Here is a 17404-nt window from a genome sequence, read left to right on the forward strand (position 1 = left end):
ATGAGTATGAAGAAAATTTTGATTGTAGATGATCATAAAGATGTTTTAGAAGCTTTAAATTTATTGCTTTCCGATAAATATGAACTATCCCTTGCATTAAGCGGAGAAACTGCTGTTGAACTTATAAAGAAAAAAGAGTTTGATTTAGCAATTGTAGATTTAAAAATGGAAGGAATGAATGGACTTGAAGTCCTTGATAAAATAAAAGAAATATCTCCTTCAACTAAAGTGATTATTTTGACTGCGCATGGAACTATTGAGCTGGCTGTAACTGCATTAAAAAAGGGCGCTTCAGACTTCATAGAAAAACCTTTTCAGGTTGATAAATTACTGGTTAACATTGAAAACATTTTAAAAATGAAAGACTTAGAAGAAAAAGAAAAAATTCAAAAGTATAAATTAAACCTTGAAAAAAAAGAATTAAAATTCATAACAGAAAACAAAGAACTAAAAAAACTTTTAAAACAAATAAATACTGTAGCATCCAAGGCTCCCAATATTCTTATTAAGGGAGAAGGAGGCACTGGTAAAGAGCTACTTGCAAAAATTGCGCATATTGAAAGTGACAGGTCAGAGTACCCCTTTGTAAAAGTAAATTCTGTTTTGCTTGAACCAGATAAATTTGAATCTACCTTATTTGGGGACAAAAGAAATCCAGGATTGCTGGACTACGCAAATAAAGGAACTGTTTTTTTCAAGCATATTAACAGGCTTCCTTATGACTCTCAATTAAAACTTCTTGATTTTCTTAAAAATGATTTGACCTATTTTCAAAAAAATGGAGTGGTAAAAAAATACGACTTAAAAATAATAGTTAGTACTACAGAGAATTTTAATGAACTTGTTGAAAACGGCAAATTTGCAGAGGAACTTTTTTATTTACTTAATATTCTTGAGTTTGAGATACCCCCATTGCGTTCCAGAAGAGAAGATATAATGCCTATTGCAAATTACTTTCTTGACAAATACAGCAAAGAGGTGAACAAAACCTTCAAAGGATTTACCATTGAGGTGGAAAGAATATTTATGAAATATGATTGGCCTGGGAATGTAAGGGAGCTTGAAAATGTGGTAGAAAGGCTTGTTTTAATGACGAATAGGGTTAATGTAGGCTCAAAATTCCTGCCTCCAGGCATGAAATATAATAAGCGTTCCCCTGAAGTTGTGTTAAAATTATATACAGAGAAGATGGAAGAGGCGGAAGAGGCTTTGATAAGGTACACCCTTGACAAGTATAATGGGAATATTATGAAAGCAGCTAATGCAATGGGAATTACCAGAGCAACCCTTTACAATAAATTAAAGAGATATAAACTTGAAAAATAGTTGATTTAAGGACAATTAATGGAAAACATAAGGCTTCCTTATAACGAAGAAGCGGAAAGAGGTGTTTTAGGCGCCCTTTTCTTAGACCCTGAAAATATATTTAAAATAAGCCATATTATTGAAGTTGAAGATTTTTATTTAACTCCTCACAGGATAATTTTCTCAATCATTTTAGAGATTTTTGAAGAAGGGAAGCATTTTGATTTAATCACAGTAAAAAACAGGCTTCAGGAAAAAGGTTTACTTGAAAATGCAGGCGGTGATATTTATATCTCTTCTCTGGTAGATAATGTTCCGATGTTAAAAAACATTGAAGAGTATGCTGAGATTATTGTTGACAAGGCTAAGGTAAGAAAATTGATGTCAGTAGCTGAAAAAATTCTAACAGAAGGGAGTAATGACACCCCATCTAAACACCTGATAAGCCTCGTAGAAAAAGACCTTTTTGAGGTTGCAATTGGAAGAAATAAAGATGTTTTAAAACTTTTAAAGGATGGAATTGTTGATGTTATATCGTCTATTGAAGAGAGAAGAGACTTTTATTTAAGAAACAAATCCACCCAGGGGATTGTTTCCCCTTTTTCTGATTTAAATAGATTTATTCCTGCTTTTCAGCCAGGGGAACTTGTTATTGTTGCAGCCAGGCCATCAATAGGAAAAACAAGTTTCGCATTGTCTATGGCTTTGGATATCGCTAAAAAAGGTCATGTAGTAAGTATTTTTTCTCTTGAAATGCCTTTTGATCAAATTGCTTTGAGACTTCTTTGTATGGAAGGGGAAGTTAATGTAAAGGCGGCAAGAGAAGGCTCTCTAAGTGAAGCAGAGTACAACAAGCTTGTTCAGGCTGCAAATGCACTGGAAAATTTAAAAATTTATGTTGATGATAGTGCATCTTTGACAGTTGCTGATTTAAGGGCAAAACTACAAAAATTAAAAATGGACAATGACGGTAAACTTGACCTTGTCCTTGTTGACTATCTACAATTAATGCATGAAAAAACTGATAAAAGGGAAATGGGAAATAGGGCACTGGAAGTGTCTCAAATTTCAAGAGGGTTAAAGATTCTTGCAAAAGACCTGCATGTTCCTTTTATTGTATTATCACAGTTAAACAGGGCAATTGAGCAGAGAAAGGATGCCCAGCCAATGCTTTCTGATTTAAGGGAATCAGGTTCAATAGAACAGGATGCTGATATTGTTATGTTTTTACATAGAAAAGACACTAAAAAAGTCGGTGTAAGTGAAGATGACAGCAAAATACCATTTAAAGACATAGATTTAATTGTAGCTAAAAACAGAAATGGCCCTATTGCAAGGGTGAAATTGTTATTTCATAAAAGCTGTACTAAATTTGTATCAATGCAACCTCATATGGTGTAAATTATGGCGCGTTTTATATGCAGGGTAGGAACAGCCTCGGGAGAGGTAATAAATAGGGAAATTACAGCAAATTCTGAAAGTGAAGCTGTATCAAAATTAAAGTCATCAGGCTATCATGTATTTGAAGTTAAAAAGAAATTCAGCTTATTTAAAGGGGCAAAAAAAATCCCTGAAAAACATTTTCTTATATTCAATCAGGAGTTTTTGGCTTTGATTAAGGCCGGAATTCCTATTTTTAATGGGTTGTCTATTTTAATAAAAAGGGTTGAGAATAAAAAATTAAAATCTATTTTAGGTGAAATTTTAGAGTCTATAAAAGAGGGAAAATCCCTTGCAGAGGCTTTTAAGGATTATTCAGATTACTTTCCTCCTATTTACCCCGGCATTCTCTTTGCAGGTGAAAAGAGTGGGGATTTAGCCGGTGTTTTGGCCAATTATTTAAATTATCAAAAGATAATGTTTTCTACAAAAAAGAAGGTTAAATCAGCTTTTGTGTACCCGGCATTTCTTGTATTGGTAGCTGCTTTAGCAATAGGAATTATTGTTTATGTTGTTCTCCCAAGGTTTTCTGATTTTTATCAAGGGTTTGGGGCACAATTACCATTAATAACCAGAATGGTTGTTGCCACATCAAAGTGGATAGCCAGAAATGCAGTTTTTGAACTGATTACTGTTCTGTTGGGCATAGGTTTTTTAAAACATTTTATGTCCACAGATAAAGGTAGAGTATTTTATGAAAAAGCAATGTTAAAGATACCTTTAATTAAAAATATATGGGAAAAGTATGTGACTACTCAGTTTTCAAGAACCCTTGCTATTTTGCTCGAAGGAGGCACTCCTGCTGTTCAGGCACTTGAAACCCTTGCATACTCCAATCCGAGCGTTATTCTTTCAAAAAAATTGAATAAAAGTATAAAAATGGTAAAAGATGGAAAACCTCTTTCAGAAGCTTTAAATAGTACTGAATTTTTTGACCCAATTAATCTTGATATGATAAAAATCGGAGAGGAGACAGGTTCTTTAACAACAATGCTCAAAAATTCTGCAGAGTTTGAAGAGGAAGAGCTCAGCACTTTACTTGCGAACATTACTTCACTGGTTGCTCCCTTTGTTTTGCTTTTAATGGGGGCAATTATTGCATTTATTTTAATTTCTATGTATCTTCCATTGTTTGAAGTATCTGATATAATTTCATAAGGTTTGGAGTAGAGGATGTTGAATATTGAAAAACTTGATTTTAATTTAATAAAAAAAATTCCAGTAGAATTAATGTTTTCATACAGCTTTGTTCCTTTGAAAGAAGAAAAAGGTGTTTTAAAGATAGCAGTGCCTGATAGTTTTGACATTACAAAAATTGATGAGCTTGAAACAAAATTGGGAAAGCGAATTGTCCTTCAATACGAAGATGAAAGTGAAATTAAAGAAATTTTGAAAAAAAGCGAATCATCCCAGAGAGCATTAGAAGAAGCATCTTCTGAATTAAAGCTGCAAATTGTTAAGGAAACTGAAGACGGGGAAGACATTTTATCAATTGATGCAGTTGCAAAAGAAACAAGTCCTATTGTTAAGTTGATAGATACTGTTATATTTAACGCATTGCAAAAGAGGGTGAGTGATATTCACATTGAAACAAGAGATGATTCTGTTGTAATAAAGTACAGGGTTGATGGTGTACTTTATCAGGCAATGGACAAAATTGATAAGAAATACCACAATGAAATTATTTCAAGAATTAAGGTTATGGCTGAGCTTGACATTGCGGAAAAAAGAATACCTCAGGACGGAAGGTTTAAAGTAAGGTTAAAGGGCAAAAATGTTGATTTTCGTGTTTCTATTATGCCTACAATACATGGCGAGGATGCTGTAATTAGAATCCTTGACAAAGAATCAACTGACAAAGATTTTAAAAGCCTGAATCTTGATGTTTTGGGCTTTCCTGAGAGAGATAAAAGAAAATTAAGAAAGTTTATTAAAGAACCATATGGAATGATACTTGTTACAGGGCCAACGGGAAGCGGTAAAACAACCACACTTTATGCGTGTATTTCTGAGATTAAGACAGAGGAAGACAAAATTATAACAATTGAAGATCCTGTCGAATATCAGCTTGACGGCGTAACTCAAATTCCTGTAAACGAAAAAAAAGGCTTAACCTTTGCAAAGGGATTAAGGTCAATTCTAAGACACGACCCTGACAAAATAATGGTAGGGGAGATAAGAGACTCAGAAACTGCCACAATAGCCATACAATCCGCTTTAACAGGGCATCTGGTTTTTACAACGGTTCATGCTAACAATGTTGTTGATGTTATTGGTAGATTTGTCCATATGGGCATTGATATTTATTCCTTTGTTTCATCATTAAACTGTATTTTAGCCCAGAGGCTTGTAAGAAAGATATGCCCTCATTGTAAAACAGAGGTAAAAATTGACGAAGAAACATTGATTGAATCTGGATTAGACCCTTCTATTTACGGGAAATATTCATTTTATGAAGGCAAAGGCTGTTTTGAATGTAACGGTACAGGCTATATGGGAAGGACAGTTATCTCTGAATTGCTTGACCTCTCTGATGAAATAAGGGAACTAATTATAAATAAAAGGCCTGTAAGAGAGATAAAAAATAAAGCAATAGAAGAGGGAATGGTTACTTTAAGGCAGAGCGGAATTGAAAAGGTTTTAAAAGGCATTACTTCTTTAAAAGAAATTAATAAGGTAACATTTATTGAGTAGGGGATAATGAAACAAACAAATTATTTTTATCTTGGCCACAAAAATTTTTATATTTTAAACAATGAATTACAGATTGTAGCAAATCATTCTAACAACGGATTGTTTAATCCTGACAATATTAAAACTCCGGTTTCATCACAGCAACAACTTTTAGATGTTTTCAATGAGTTATATTCAAGAAACAACTTTAATACTCTTATTCTAACTGATTTATGTTTTAGCAGTCAGGTTATTAATATTGAAAATTTTCCGCTTTCTCAATCCAAAAGAGATGAAGTTCTTACCTGGAAATTAGGTTCATTGCTCCCGTATAGTGTTGATTCATACAAGATAAAATACACACTTGTTGAAAAAGATAGGGTGCTTTTTTATGCCCTTCCCATTACTTTGTATAGCGAAGTGAATAAAATTTGCAATTCAATGAAATTAAAATGCTTTAATATATTACCTGAGTCATATTTTTTAATAAGTTTTTTGCCAGAACTTAAAGATAATACATTTTTTCTTTTAGATAGAGATGACTATTTTATAGGTATGTTTTTTAAAAAGGGAGTGTTTTCTTATCTGAAAGTTAGAAAAAAAGCAGAAGGAATTCCCCTTGAAAGTGAAATTGAATTGATGAAAAAGGTAATTTACGAAAAATTTAGCTCAGAAATTAAAGACTTCTACTTTTGCGGAGAAGGTAATCTTCCAGGGTTTAAACAAATTTTTAAGGGGTTTGGTTTTGAGAATTAATTTTAGCGAAAAGCCTTGTGTTGAGAAAAAAGAGAAATTATTCAAAATTTATATTCCAATTTTGATTGTATCGTTGATTACAATTTTAAATTCAATGGTTTTTCTTTACTACAGAACAAAAAACTCTGCATCTCACCAGCAGATTAACAAATTAAAGGAACAGATTGAAAATTATAATAAGAAAATGACAATTGCTTCATCATTTTTGAGAAAGATACCTTATAAAAAATTTAAAAAAGAATACTCATTCTATTATTCAATTTCTGCTAAAAAAATGCTTAGCTGGGCTGATTTGTTTAATCAGTTTGAAAAAGCTTTACCTGAAGATGTTAAACTATCGATGATCTCTCCAAAAGTGGAAGGAAGATCTGTCCTTCTGTCAATATCTGCCGAGGCAAAGTCAAAGGATAGTGAGTTAAAGTTTATAGAAAACCTTGAAAAGAACAAAAATTTTGCACACCCTTTTGTTGAATATGAGTCATTTGACCCTGTAACAAAAATTTTAAAGTTTTCAATTTCGGTTCAATACAGGAATAAGTTATGAGAGTGATAGTTGATTATTTTTTTGAAAACAGAAAATTTTATCTAATTCTTCTTTCAATTCTTGCTTTAAATATTTTGTTTTTCTATTTTTTCACATTCAATGAATACAATCTTTTCCATAATACTAAAAGTGAAATTGAAGCTGTGGAGAAAGAACTAAAAACGGTTAAAAAGCAGTTCAGTCAGTTAAACAAAGTAACAAAAAATGTAAAAAAGGTGAAAAGAACAATTTTTACAATCAAAAAAAACAATATGAAAGTGCTCGAAAAGGATTTTCCTGAATTAACAGGCAAAATCTATCAAATTCTTAATACATACAACATAAATTTTCAACACATCTCTTACAACAAAAAGGAATTAAGAGATTTGGGAATAATAAAGGTAACTATTCATATCCCGTTAAAGACAACATATTACAATTTTAGAAGATGTTTAAACGACCTTGAGGCTATTCCTTTCCCGGTTATTATAGAGAGGATTTCGGTAAATTCTGTTGAAGCAAATTCAATATCGGCAACCGTTGACCTTGGAGTTTATTATAGAGGGAAGCAAAAATGAAGATTTCATCAAGAGAAAAAGGACTAATAATTCTTTTAATAATTGTCGCTTTGATTGTTTTTCTTATGCCCGGAGAAGAGAATATTTCTTTAACTGAAAAATCAAATCTAAGCAAAACAACAATTAATACTTTGATTGCAAAATATAAATATATAAAACCCTTTAATTTTAAATCTGTAAAAAACTACAAGGGGCAAAGTTTTACATTAAAAAGAAATATATTTCAGTATGGAGCAATTGTTCCTGACTTTAACAATCAATTGCAACCAAAAGAAAGTATTGAAGAAAAATTAAAAAATAGAATTAGAAAAAAGCAAACTTACTCAAACCAAAGAGGGAAGTAAAAAGCTTCCGCCTATTGATTTTAAAATAATAGGGATAATAAAAGTATCAGGTGGAGTAAAGGCTGTTGTTGTTACAAAGGGCCCAGAGTTGTTTGTTTTCAGAGAGGGTGATACCATATTTGATAAATTTGTTCTAAAGTCTGTTAATAAAAGTTCAGTAATAATTGGATTTAAAGGATTTGATGATGAGAAGACAATAAACCTTGAAAATAAAGGAGGCTTTTAAGTGAAAAGGATAATTCCCCTTATTGTATTTTTAATTTTTTCAGTTTCCTGTTTTAAGCCGCAGGATTATAAAGTAGCAATGAATGCCTTTAAAATGAAAAAATGGGATGAAGCAGCAAAACATTTCGGGAAGCTTGTGTTAGACCATCCTGACAATATTGAATATAAGGTAAAATGGGAAATGGCAAAAAACAATGCTTCAAAATTGCACATAAAAAAGGGGAAGCAGTATGAATTGAAAAAAGAGTATGATAAAGCCATCGCTGAATATAAAATAGCTTTAATGTACGATCCGACAAATCAATATGTTTTTGACAGGGTAAATGCAATTAACGCGAAAATTGAAAAAATAAAGGAAAAAGCTGCAAGAAAAGAGTACACAATAGCCAAGGCAAAGCAAAAGGCATATGGCAAAAATGGTATCCCTGTTTTAAACCCTTCTTCTAATGAGCCTATTGACCTTTACTTTCCAAGACCAACAAGTTTAAAAAAGATATATCATGCTTTAGGCAAAGCCTCCGGAATTAATATTCTCTTTGATGAGTCATTTCAGGATAAACAAATTGCAATTGATTTAAGGGGGATGACTTTTTACAATGCCTTGAAAGCCTTGATGATAGCAAGCGGTAACTTTTACAAAATCATTGATGAAAAAACTGTAATTATTTTAAGAGACACAAAGCAAAATCACCAGAAATACGATGACAAAATTATTAAAGTTTACTACCTTTCCTATGCAAAACCTGACAAATTAAAAAACAATTTAAGATTGTTGACAGGGATTAAAGAAATTTTTGATGATAAAGATTTAAACTGCGTGGTAGTAATGGGCACCCCTCAGCAGATAAACATTGCAGACAGGATTGTCAAGTTGACTGATAGGCCTAAATCTGAAATTACCATTGATTTTGACTTAATGGAAGTTAATAGATCTAACCTTGATAAATTAGGTCTCCTTCCGACTGATTTACAAAACCCTGCATATAAAGTTGGGGCAGGGTTAATCCCCAATTCTTCAGGTGATGAAGGAAATACAGGTGGCAATGGATTTATAAACCTTGACAATGCAACCTGGATGTTTGCTATCCCTTATTTGCAGGTTGATTTTTTAAAGTCTATCGGAAAAGCAAAAGAGGTTGCAAACCCAACATTAAGGGTATCAGAAGGGGAAAAGGCAAAGGTTTTAATAGGACAATCAGTACCTATTGCAACAACATCATTTACTCCATTTACAGGTATTTCAGGAACAAACAACAATAGTGTTGCAGGCATTGGGGGGCAGCCCCTCACTTCATACAATTATCAGGAAGTTGGTATTAAAATTGAAGTTGAACCAAGAGTTCATCACAATGGAGATGTTACTCTAAAACTTAAATTAGAGGTATCTTCAATAGTGGATAAAACAGCATTCCAGCCTGTTATAGGTAAAAGAACCGTGGAAACGGTTGTCAGGGTTAAGAGTGGAGAAACTGTTATGCTTGCAGGGTTACTTAAAAATTCTGAGAGAACTTCTTTAAATGGAATAAAAGGGCTTGCTGACTTGCCTGTATTAAAAGAATTATTTTCAAACACCTCAAAGGAAGTTCAGCAAACAGACATTATGATGACAATTACTCCTCATATTGTAAGAGGTCCAAATATTGTTGAAGATGATTTATTACCATACAGTGTTGGAAGTGAAGTGGAAAGTAACTTCCCACCTGAAGGATTTATAAAGAAAGAAGAAAAACAAGAGGAATCTATTCCTGAGCCAGCAAAGCCAAAAACAGAAAAACAATTAAAAATGGGGAAAAACAAAAACGACAAAATAGCTAACAAGGGGGGAGAATCTTTAAACAGTGTTTCATTAACCCCTGCAATTGTTTCATTTTCCCCAAAAAGATCGGTAAAGCAGGCGGGCGCAAACTTTTCTGTTACATTGTTTGCCACAAACTTTAAAGACATTGATAATACCGACCTTGTCATTACCTTTGACCCTAAGGTTGTCAAAGTTTTAAATGTAATGGATGGCGGATTTATGAAACAGGACGGTGTTGACGCTTCATTTGTCCCTGTCTGGGATAATAGAAATGGGAAAATAGCAATTACAATAGATAGACGAGGTGGAGAAAAGGGTAGAAGCGGGACAGGGATTTTAGCAAACATTATTTTTCAGGCAATCTCACCAGGTAAGTGTACATTAAAGTTTGAGCCTTCATCCACCATTAAAAATTTTGATGATATGAAGGTACACTCAACATTTATAAATGGAGAGGTTATTGTTAAGTGAGGAAGAGAGGCTTTACCTATATTGAACTATTAGTTGCCGCTACAATTCTTGCAATTTTAGCCTCTGCAGTTGTGCCTTTTTTAAAACTAACCGTTAAGAGAAAAAAGGAAATACAGTTAAGAAGAGCTTTGAGAGAAATCAGAACAGCAATAGACCATTACAAAGAATTAAGTGATAGAGGGGTTATACCAAAAGGAGGCCCCGAAACAATGGGTTATCCTCCAGACCTTGATACCCTTGTGGAGGGGGTTAGAATTATAGGTACAGTAAACAGAAAGGTCAGGTTTTTAAGGAGGATACCTGTTGACCCTATGACGGGGAAAGCAGAGTGGGGGCTTCGTTCAGCACAGGATGACCCTGATTCCACTACCTGGGGTGGTCAGAATGTTTACGATGTGTATTCCCTTTCCGAAGGAACGGCAATCGACGGTACAAAGTATAAAGACTGGTAAATATTTTATGATTTTTAAAACATTTGAATATTTTCAGGCAACAATAATGGTAAATTTCCGTAAAAATAAACTGTTAATGATTCTTTAAAGGGGGAATTATGAAAAAAATTATGTTTTTGTTAACTGTAATTTGCTTTACTTTTTCAACATTTGCGGCAAGCCCAGTGAATAAAGGGCAATATGTTAAAAGAAAAAAAGACAAAGTACTTGAAAAATTATTCAAAGAAAACAAAGAAACATTAAAAAAGATAAAAAAAGCAAGAGAAGATTACCTTGAAAAGAAAAAGGAAGAAAAGAAGAAACAACCAAAGAGAAAGTTTGTTGCCGATTTTTCAAATGTTAAAATCCCAGAATCTCCCAAAGTTTTTAAATCTGCATTTCATTTTAAGCCTGTTGCTCAATATTTAACAGGCACCTGCTGGGCATTTTCAGGGACTTCATTTTATGAGTCAGAAATTTACAGAATTACTGGCAAAAAGATTAAGCTCTCTGAGATGCATACCGTTTACTGGGAGTACATTGAGAAGGCAAAGGGATTTGTAAGGTCTTATGGTACAAGCGTTTTTGGAGAGGGTTCAGAATTAGATGCGGTTAACAAGATTTATAAAAAATACGGCTGTATGCCAGAAAGCGTTTACAACGGTTTAAAAAATGGTAGAAAAATGCACAATCACGAACTAATGTTTAGAGAAATGAATAAGTTCCTTCAGTTTGTTAAAGCAAATGACCTGTGGGATGAAGACTATGTTGTTGCAAACATAAAACTTATACTTGATAAATACATTGGCACTCCACCGGCAAAATTTAAGTACGAAGGTAAAGAATATACCCCAAAAACATTCTTAAAAGAGGTTTGCAAACTTAACATGGATGAATACTATGATTTTGTATCCTTTAAATATGCACCTTTTTACCAGAAGATTGAATTTAAAGTGCCTGACAACTGGAGACATTCAAAGGATTATTATAATGTACCACTTGATGTCTGGTATTCAATTTTGCTAAATGCTGTTAAAAACGGCTATACAGTTGGAATAGGTGGAGATGTTTCCGAGCCTGGCTACAGAGGTGAGTATGATGCTGCAATTGTTGCAGATTTTGATATACCAGCAAACTACATAAATCAGGATGCAAGAGAATTTAGATTTTACAATCATACAACAACAGACGACCACGGTATTCACCTTGTTGGCTGGACTCACTATGCAGGACACGACTGGTTTCTAATAAAGGATTCTTCAAGAAGTGCAAGAAAAGGAAAATTTGAGGGATACTTATTTTACAGAGATGATTATGTAAAACTTAAAATGCTTGATTTTGCTGTCCACAAATCTGCAATTGACCCAAAAATACTTGAAAAGTTTAAGGTAAAGGCAGAGAAAAAAGATAAAAAGGAAACTAAATAATGAAGAAAATAGCATTATTGCTCTTTATTTTAATTACCCTATCTCCTGCTTTTGCAGGGGATAGGGTTCAAAAGAGAGCCTTTACTTTAGATGATTTATACTCATTGAAAAATATTTCAGGTTTAACAAAATCTTACGACGGCAATTTAGTTGTTTTCAGCGTTTCTAAAGCAGATTATAAAAAGGGAAAGTCAAGTTCCAATATTTTTCTATTAAATGTAATTACAGGCGCTATTAAGCAATTAACAAGAGGTGAAAACAAGAACTTTTCTCCTGAATTTTCAAAAAGCGGAAAGTTTTTGTATTTTCTCTCTTCAAGGGAAAAAGGGATTCAGGTGTGGAGAATTCCCCTTGATGGCGGAGAAGCGGAGAGACTTACAGATTTTTCTATGGGTGTAGATAATTTCAAGGTGATTGATGACAACACCATTGTTTTTTCAACCTATGTATTCCCTGAAGCTGGGGCAGATAGCAAAAAGAATAAGGAATTGCAGGACAAAATGGATAAAAACCCTGTTCAGGCTCATTATGGAGATAAACTTCTTTTCAGGCACTGGACTTCATATAGGGATTTCAAGTACTCCCATTTAATAAGATACAATATTTCAAAAAAGAAATACTCGGCAATTACCAAAGGGAAGGCTGATTATCCTGCATTCTGGGAAGATTTTGATATAAGTCCAGATGGAAAATTTCTCATTGTTACTGTCAAAGATGTGCCTGACCCGGCAGAATCAACAAATGACGACCTTGTTTTAATTGATTTAAAAAATGGAACTGAGAAAAACCTGACAAAAGACAATCCCGCCTACGACGGCAATCCTCAATTTTCACCTGACGGAAGGTACATCGCTTACAGATTGCAAAAGGTTCCTGGTTATGAGTCTGATAGATTCAGGCTTGCTGTTTACGACACAAAAACAGGTAAAAAAAAGATATTAACAGAAAAGGTTGACAACTGGGTAAATTCATTTAAGTGGGCTAACTCAAAAACCATTTACTTTACGGTAATGGAAAGGGGATACACCCCTATTTGTTCTGTAAATGTTGAATCAGGGAAGATTAAAAAGGTTTTTGAAAAAGTTTATGTTAGAGAGTTTGTCCCAGTAAAAAGTGGAGTGCTTGCAAACATCTCATCAGTTGGCAAGCCTTACGATATTTACAAACTCTCATTTAAAAACAAAACAAAAACAAGGGTTACTTTTTTCAACAAAAAAATTGAGGATAATGTTGACATAAGGCCTGCAGAGCAGGTCTGGGTTAAAGGGGCTGATGGGGCAAAGATTCATTTATTCATAGTAAAGCCCCATAACTTTGACCCGAATAAAAAGTATCCTCTAATTTTAAATGTTCATGGTGGCCCTCAATACATGTGGGCTGATTCGTTCAGGGGAGACTGGCAGGTTTACCCTGGTGCTGGCTATATAGTTGCCTTTCCTAACCCCCACGGTTCAACAGGATATGGCCAGGAATTCACAAAGGCTATATCAAAAGACTACACAGGCAAGGTAATGGAAGATATTGAAAAAGTTACCCAATACCTTGAAAAACTCCCGTATGTTGATAAAGACAGAATGGGAGCAATGGGCTGGTCATGGGGTGGATATGCAATGATGTGGCTTGAAGGCCATAACAAACACTTTAAATGCCTTGTTGCCATGATGGGGCTTTATGATTTACCTTCATGGTACGGTTCAACTGAAGAGTTATGGTTCCCAAATTACGATTGCGGTGGTGCTCCCTGGGAAAACCCTGAATACTATAAAAAATCCACACCTTCAAATTATGTAAAGAATTTCAAAACCCCGTGTCTCGTAATAACAGGTGAGAGGGATTATAGAGTGCCTTACACTCAAAGTATTCAATTCTTTACAGCATTGCAGAAAAGGGGAGTGCCATCAGAGATAATAATTTTCAAAAACGACGGCCACTGGCCTGACCCGGTAAAATCAATGCCTCTTTATTACAATGCTCACCTTGAGTGGTTTAACAAATGGCTGAAAGGTGGGAAAGCCCCTTACAACTCTGTTGATATGATTAGAGGCCTGGCATACGAGGAGAAAGATAAATAAACAGCAGTTTATTTAAGAAAAATTTAAGCCCCGCAAAAGTGCGGGGCTTTTTTACTTTATTAAGCTAAAAACTTTTTTAAAAATTTATCCCTTTTCTCTAAAGAATTGCCTTAAATTTCTTAATCACACATTTAAAGACTACTTTTTCTTCAAAAGCTCTCTAATTCTCTTTATTTTTTGGATATTCTCTCAATATTCGGGACAGGCATATTCACGGAGGTTGTTGGGTCTATATACTTCTTTATGTTTCCACCTGCCTGAAAATACCTGCCTAAAAATTCCTGATAGTATTGATTTGCTATATTAGCATTGTGAATTATAAGAACATTTTCATCATTTGAATCGTTTCCATTTGCACTCCAATTTAGGGAGCCTGTAATAACGATAGGGTCACTATCAGTATTAACATCAAGAATCATATATTTGTGGTGCATCATGGTATCTTCGTTGTCTTTATAGACAGGTGCCGGATTTGCCCACCGAATGTTTGGATTGTTATCGCTTGTCTTTGATGCTGTTCTTCCTGTCATATCCACTGATGCCGACCACCATTGATTCCAGTATAGATGTTCAAAAACGCCTGCAATGTCAAAGCCTGTTAATGTGCCAACCATGTCATCATAGGAGCCTTCGTATTTATATTTTAGCTCATCACACATAGTCTGGTCAGACCAGGCAAAAATACAAAAGTAAGCATTATAATCAGCATCATTTGCAATTGTATCCTGTAACTTTGAGAGAGGATTATCGCCAGGGGCAAAGTAAACCTCAACAGTTGTCCCGTTTAGATTAAACAGATGCCTTGTATTATCTGTTTTTCTTCCGTGAAAGTTTGAATTATCAGGGTCAGGAATTTGGGTGCTGCTGCCCCACATTTCCTCAAATTCAAGTGTATATGCTTGGGCAATTCCAGTTGAATAAAGCTCGACTGCATTATTTGTGTTTCCACCTAAAATCCCTGAATTCATGTTATTTTCTGAGCCGTACAACCCATTTATTGTAAAATTCCATGAACCAGTCCATACCCATTTCTCATCAACAATAACAAATTTGTTGTGCATTTGGTCTCCTGGTGAGTAATAATTTCCGTTTGATTTCTTTTCTCCTTCACACAACATATATCCAGTTCTATCTTTAGTTCCAACGGTTACAGTTACATAAGGAAATCCGTCAGGATTTGCCGGTAATCCATACTGCTGTCTTTTTGAGCTATCTTCAACTGCAAATATTGGAGAATCTGAGAAAACCGGGATATCATCTGAAGTGCCTACAACACCGTCAGCACCTCTTATCAATTTTTCAATACTTATGCAGTGTAAATCGTAGGTTCTGCTTTCTCCAGGGAGATAATCCTTTGAATCTGCAATAACCCTGACATTAACTCCTCTTACCTTTGCCTGAATTATTGCATCTACAAGTGCAGGTAAATCTATATCGTATGTAGCTATATCGAGGGAATATTGAGCCTGATTTATTCTTTTTATTAACCTGTTTTCAAGATTTACATGCTGATTTAAAACATTTCCTGTAGAAGCAACTGTAGCCACCCCTCCTTTATTAAAGTAAACATTAATAGCCCCTAACTCTTCGCTAACATTATTTAATTCTTCCGGTGCACCTTCATCAACAAGCCCATCATGATCGTTATCTAAAAAGTCTGAAAGAGAGCCAATTGATTCTTGAGATTCAGGAGCAGGGTCTTCAGTTAAATATATGTCTGGGATAGAATCCCATGCCTTTTCAAAATCCTGTTCAAATTGTCTTGCAAGGTAAGCATTTTCTATGTAAAGAGTGTTTTCATCATTTGACCAATTGCCTGAGCCTGTCCAGTTTTGGGAGCCCATCACCACCACTTTATTATCCACACACATTGCCTTAAAATGCTCTTTACCTCCCCAATTTTCAACCTTAACCTGAATTCCTGCATCTCTAAGCCTATTATGCTGACTGTATTCACTTTCAGCGCCAGTGGCGTCAAGGATAACTCTAATCTGTACTCCCCTGTTTTTTGCATCAATAAGAGCATCTGCGATTGCTGTGTCAGTAAAAAAGAAAATTCTTATGTCAATTGTTTTAGTTGAATGATTTATTGCTTTTATTATTGCATTATCTCTTGCATTGTCAGTTGGAGCAAAATAACATTCAACAACAGAGTTATCATCCATTACAAATCTGTGAGGAGTATTGTCTGTCTTCGAATCATGAAAAGCTCCATTAAACATTTCAAAAAATTCTGTTTCATATGCATTTGCAAGGTCACTGTTGTGAATAAGAACGGAAAAGTTTGAGTTATACTCTGTATCAATTCCAGTTAAAGATATATTTGTTGATCCTGTCCATACATACTCTCCATCAACAACAAAGAATTTGTTGTGCATTGTTCTGTCATCGAAATCTGCGACAATACTTCCCTGGGGAAGAGCATTGATTAAAGTCTGTGTGTCAGGGTAGGGGAACCATCCATCAGCGTAACAATCAACAACTCCTTTTACATCGACTCCTCTGTCAATTGCATTTTTTAAAGCCTGTAATACAGTTGGGCAGGATGAATAACCATATATAGCAAAATAAATACTTGTATGTGCTGAATTTAAGAGATTAACAAGTACTCTTTCCATATCTTTTGGGCCATAAGAGGGCATTGTAGTTTCAAGGTGATTAGATAAGTATGCTGAAAGCCAATCAGGTTTAACAAGACTTGAGCTTTGCTGTGAATTTGTTGGAGTTCCTAACCCAACAGCGTACTCTTCTGTGGATGTTTCCCATGCATTTGGATCTGTGCCTTCAATTGAAAAATCCTTTCTATACATTGTTGCTTTTGATGTTGAGTCCCCTGCATACCATTTATCAACATAATCAGAAACATTGCCTGCATTGTCTTTTAAGTAAAGCTTTTCTCCCCCGTTTTCCAGTGCACCTGTGTAAATTAAATCAGCAGCTACATCAGGGACGGAAGTATCGTCTGTTCTTTCTAAAAGGAAATAGCCGTGAGCTTTTATTACGCCGCTTAAAACTATATGGGGGGTGCCGTCTTCAGCCTCAATAAGCCAGTTAGTTAAATCAATATCGTTGTCAGAATTATTATACAACTCAATCCATTCATCATAAGTTGAATGCTGAGTCCCCATCCATGCAATTTCGCTAAACTTTACCTGTGAAAAAACAGAAAAAGAGCAGCAAAACACAATTAAAAAAATAAAACTAATTTTTCTTGTAGCCATATTTCCCTTCCCCTTTTTAATTTCCCTGATTATTATTGTATCTTAAATTCCCTGAGATTAAGTTAATTTTTTGTTAAACTTTAAAAAAAATTTAAAAATATAAATTCAATTGTCTTTTTTTGTTAAAATAAGAATGCGAG

The 17404-nt window shown here is 34.3% G+C and carries 13 protein-coding genes; 12 read left to right on the forward strand and 1 reads right to left on the reverse strand.

The annotated features are described in order from the left end of the window. Window positions 1-6: 6 nt before the first annotated feature. The 12 genes from TTHT_RS04350 to TTHT_RS04405 all read left to right on the forward strand — a co-directional run bounded on the left by TTHT_RS04350 (window position 7) and on the right by TTHT_RS04405 (window position 14043). The gene (locus TTHT_RS04350) at window positions 7-1326 is read left to right on the forward strand and encodes a sigma-54-dependent transcriptional regulator (RefSeq protein WP_201328815.1); all 1320 of its coding nucleotides are present in this window, start codon (window positions 7-9) and stop codon (window positions 1324-1326) included. A gap of 18 nt (window positions 1327-1344) precedes the next feature. Beyond that, window positions 1345-2706: a replicative DNA helicase gene (gene dnaB / locus TTHT_RS04355; RefSeq protein WP_201328816.1), complete on the forward strand. Its 1362-nt coding sequence runs from the start codon at window positions 1345-1347 to the stop codon at window positions 2704-2706. 3 nt (window positions 2707-2709) lie between these two features. Then, entirely contained in the window at window positions 2710-3903 is a 1194-nt protein-coding gene (locus TTHT_RS04360) for a type II secretion system F family protein (protein WP_201328817.1), read from the forward strand. 15 nt (window positions 3904-3918) lie between these two features. After that, window positions 3919-5439: a GspE/PulE family protein gene (locus TTHT_RS04365; protein ID WP_201328818.1), complete on the forward strand. Its 1521-nt coding sequence runs from the start codon at window positions 3919-3921 to the stop codon at window positions 5437-5439. A gap of 6 nt (window positions 5440-5445) precedes the next feature. Next, entirely contained in the window at window positions 5446-6174 is a 729-nt protein-coding gene (locus tag TTHT_RS04370; RefSeq protein ID WP_201328819.1) for a hypothetical protein, read from the forward strand. Next, a complete protein-coding gene (locus TTHT_RS04375; protein ID WP_201328820.1) occupies window positions 6164-6718 on the forward strand; it encodes a PilN domain-containing protein in 555 nt (184 codons plus the stop codon). The genes TTHT_RS04370 and TTHT_RS04375 overlap by 11 nt, the downstream gene beginning before the upstream one ends. After that, the gene (gene pilO / locus TTHT_RS04380; protein WP_201328821.1) at window positions 6715-7275 is read left to right on the forward strand and encodes a type 4a pilus biogenesis protein PilO; all 561 of its coding nucleotides are present in this window, start codon (window positions 6715-6717) and stop codon (window positions 7273-7275) included. Before TTHT_RS04375 ends, pilO begins: the two co-directional genes overlap by 4 nt. Further along, window positions 7272-7619 (forward strand): hypothetical protein, encoded by a 348-nt coding sequence (locus TTHT_RS04385; protein ID WP_201328822.1) that lies wholly within the window; start codon window positions 7272-7274, stop codon window positions 7617-7619. Before pilO ends, TTHT_RS04385 begins: the two co-directional genes overlap by 4 nt. A 226-nt stretch (window positions 7620-7845) precedes the next feature. Beyond that, complete coding sequence (locus TTHT_RS04390) at window positions 7846-10113, forward strand: cohesin domain-containing protein (RefSeq protein WP_201328823.1); 2268 nt, start codon at window positions 7846-7848, stop codon at window positions 10111-10113. Further along, window positions 10110-10565, forward strand: coding sequence for a type II secretion system protein (locus TTHT_RS04395; RefSeq protein WP_201328824.1), 456 nt, complete (start codon window positions 10110-10112; stop codon window positions 10563-10565). Before TTHT_RS04390 ends, TTHT_RS04395 begins: the two co-directional genes overlap by 4 nt. A gap of 98 nt (window positions 10566-10663) precedes the next feature. Further along, the gene (locus tag TTHT_RS04400; RefSeq protein WP_201328825.1) at window positions 10664-11971 is read left to right on the forward strand and encodes a C1 family peptidase; all 1308 of its coding nucleotides are present in this window, start codon (window positions 10664-10666) and stop codon (window positions 11969-11971) included. After that, entirely contained in the window at window positions 11971-14043 is a 2073-nt protein-coding gene (locus tag TTHT_RS04405; protein WP_201328826.1) for a S9 family peptidase, read from the forward strand. Before TTHT_RS04400 ends, TTHT_RS04405 begins: the two co-directional genes overlap by 1 nt. A gap of 170 nt (window positions 14044-14213) precedes the next feature. Here the strand turns inward: TTHT_RS04405 and TTHT_RS04410 are convergent, their stop codons facing one another. After that, a complete protein-coding gene (locus TTHT_RS04410; RefSeq protein ID WP_201328827.1) occupies window positions 14214-17264 on the reverse strand; it encodes a phospholipase D-like domain-containing protein in 3051 nt (1016 codons plus the stop codon). Between the last annotated feature and the right edge of the window lie 140 nt (window positions 17265-17404).

Source organism: Thermotomaculum hydrothermale (assembly GCF_016592575.1).
Classification (GTDB): domain Bacteria; phylum Acidobacteriota; class Holophagae; order Thermotomaculales; family Thermotomaculaceae; genus Thermotomaculum; species Thermotomaculum hydrothermale.

Coding starts and splice junctions, on each gene's coding strand:
- TTHT_RS04400 (WP_201328825.1), top strand. CDS start 10,664: ATGAAAAAAATTATGTTTTTGTTAACTGTAATTTGCTTTACTTTTTCA.
- pilO (WP_201328821.1), top strand. CDS start 6,715: ATGAGAGTGATAGTTGATTATTTTTTTGAAAACAGAAAATTTTATCTA.
- TTHT_RS04405 (WP_201328826.1), top strand. CDS start 11,971: ATGAAGAAAATAGCATTATTGCTCTTTATTTTAATTACCCTATCTCCT.
- TTHT_RS04350 (WP_201328815.1), top strand. CDS start 7: ATGAAGAAAATTTTGATTGTAGATGATCATAAAGATGTTTTAGAAGCT.
- TTHT_RS04385 (WP_201328822.1), top strand. CDS start 7,272: ATGAAGATTTCATCAAGAGAAAAAGGACTAATAATTCTTTTAATAATT.
- TTHT_RS04410 (WP_201328827.1), bottom strand. CDS start 17,264: ATGGCTACAAGAAAAATTAGTTTTATTTTTTTAATTGTGTTTTGCTGC.
- TTHT_RS04370 (WP_201328819.1), top strand. CDS start 5,446: ATGAAACAAACAAATTATTTTTATCTTGGCCACAAAAATTTTTATATT.
- TTHT_RS04365 (WP_201328818.1), top strand. CDS start 3,919: ATGTTGAATATTGAAAAACTTGATTTTAATTTAATAAAAAAAATTCCA.
- dnaB (WP_201328816.1), top strand. CDS start 1,345: ATGGAAAACATAAGGCTTCCTTATAACGAAGAAGCGGAAAGAGGTGTT.
- TTHT_RS04360 (WP_201328817.1), top strand. CDS start 2,710: ATGGCGCGTTTTATATGCAGGGTAGGAACAGCCTCGGGAGAGGTAATA.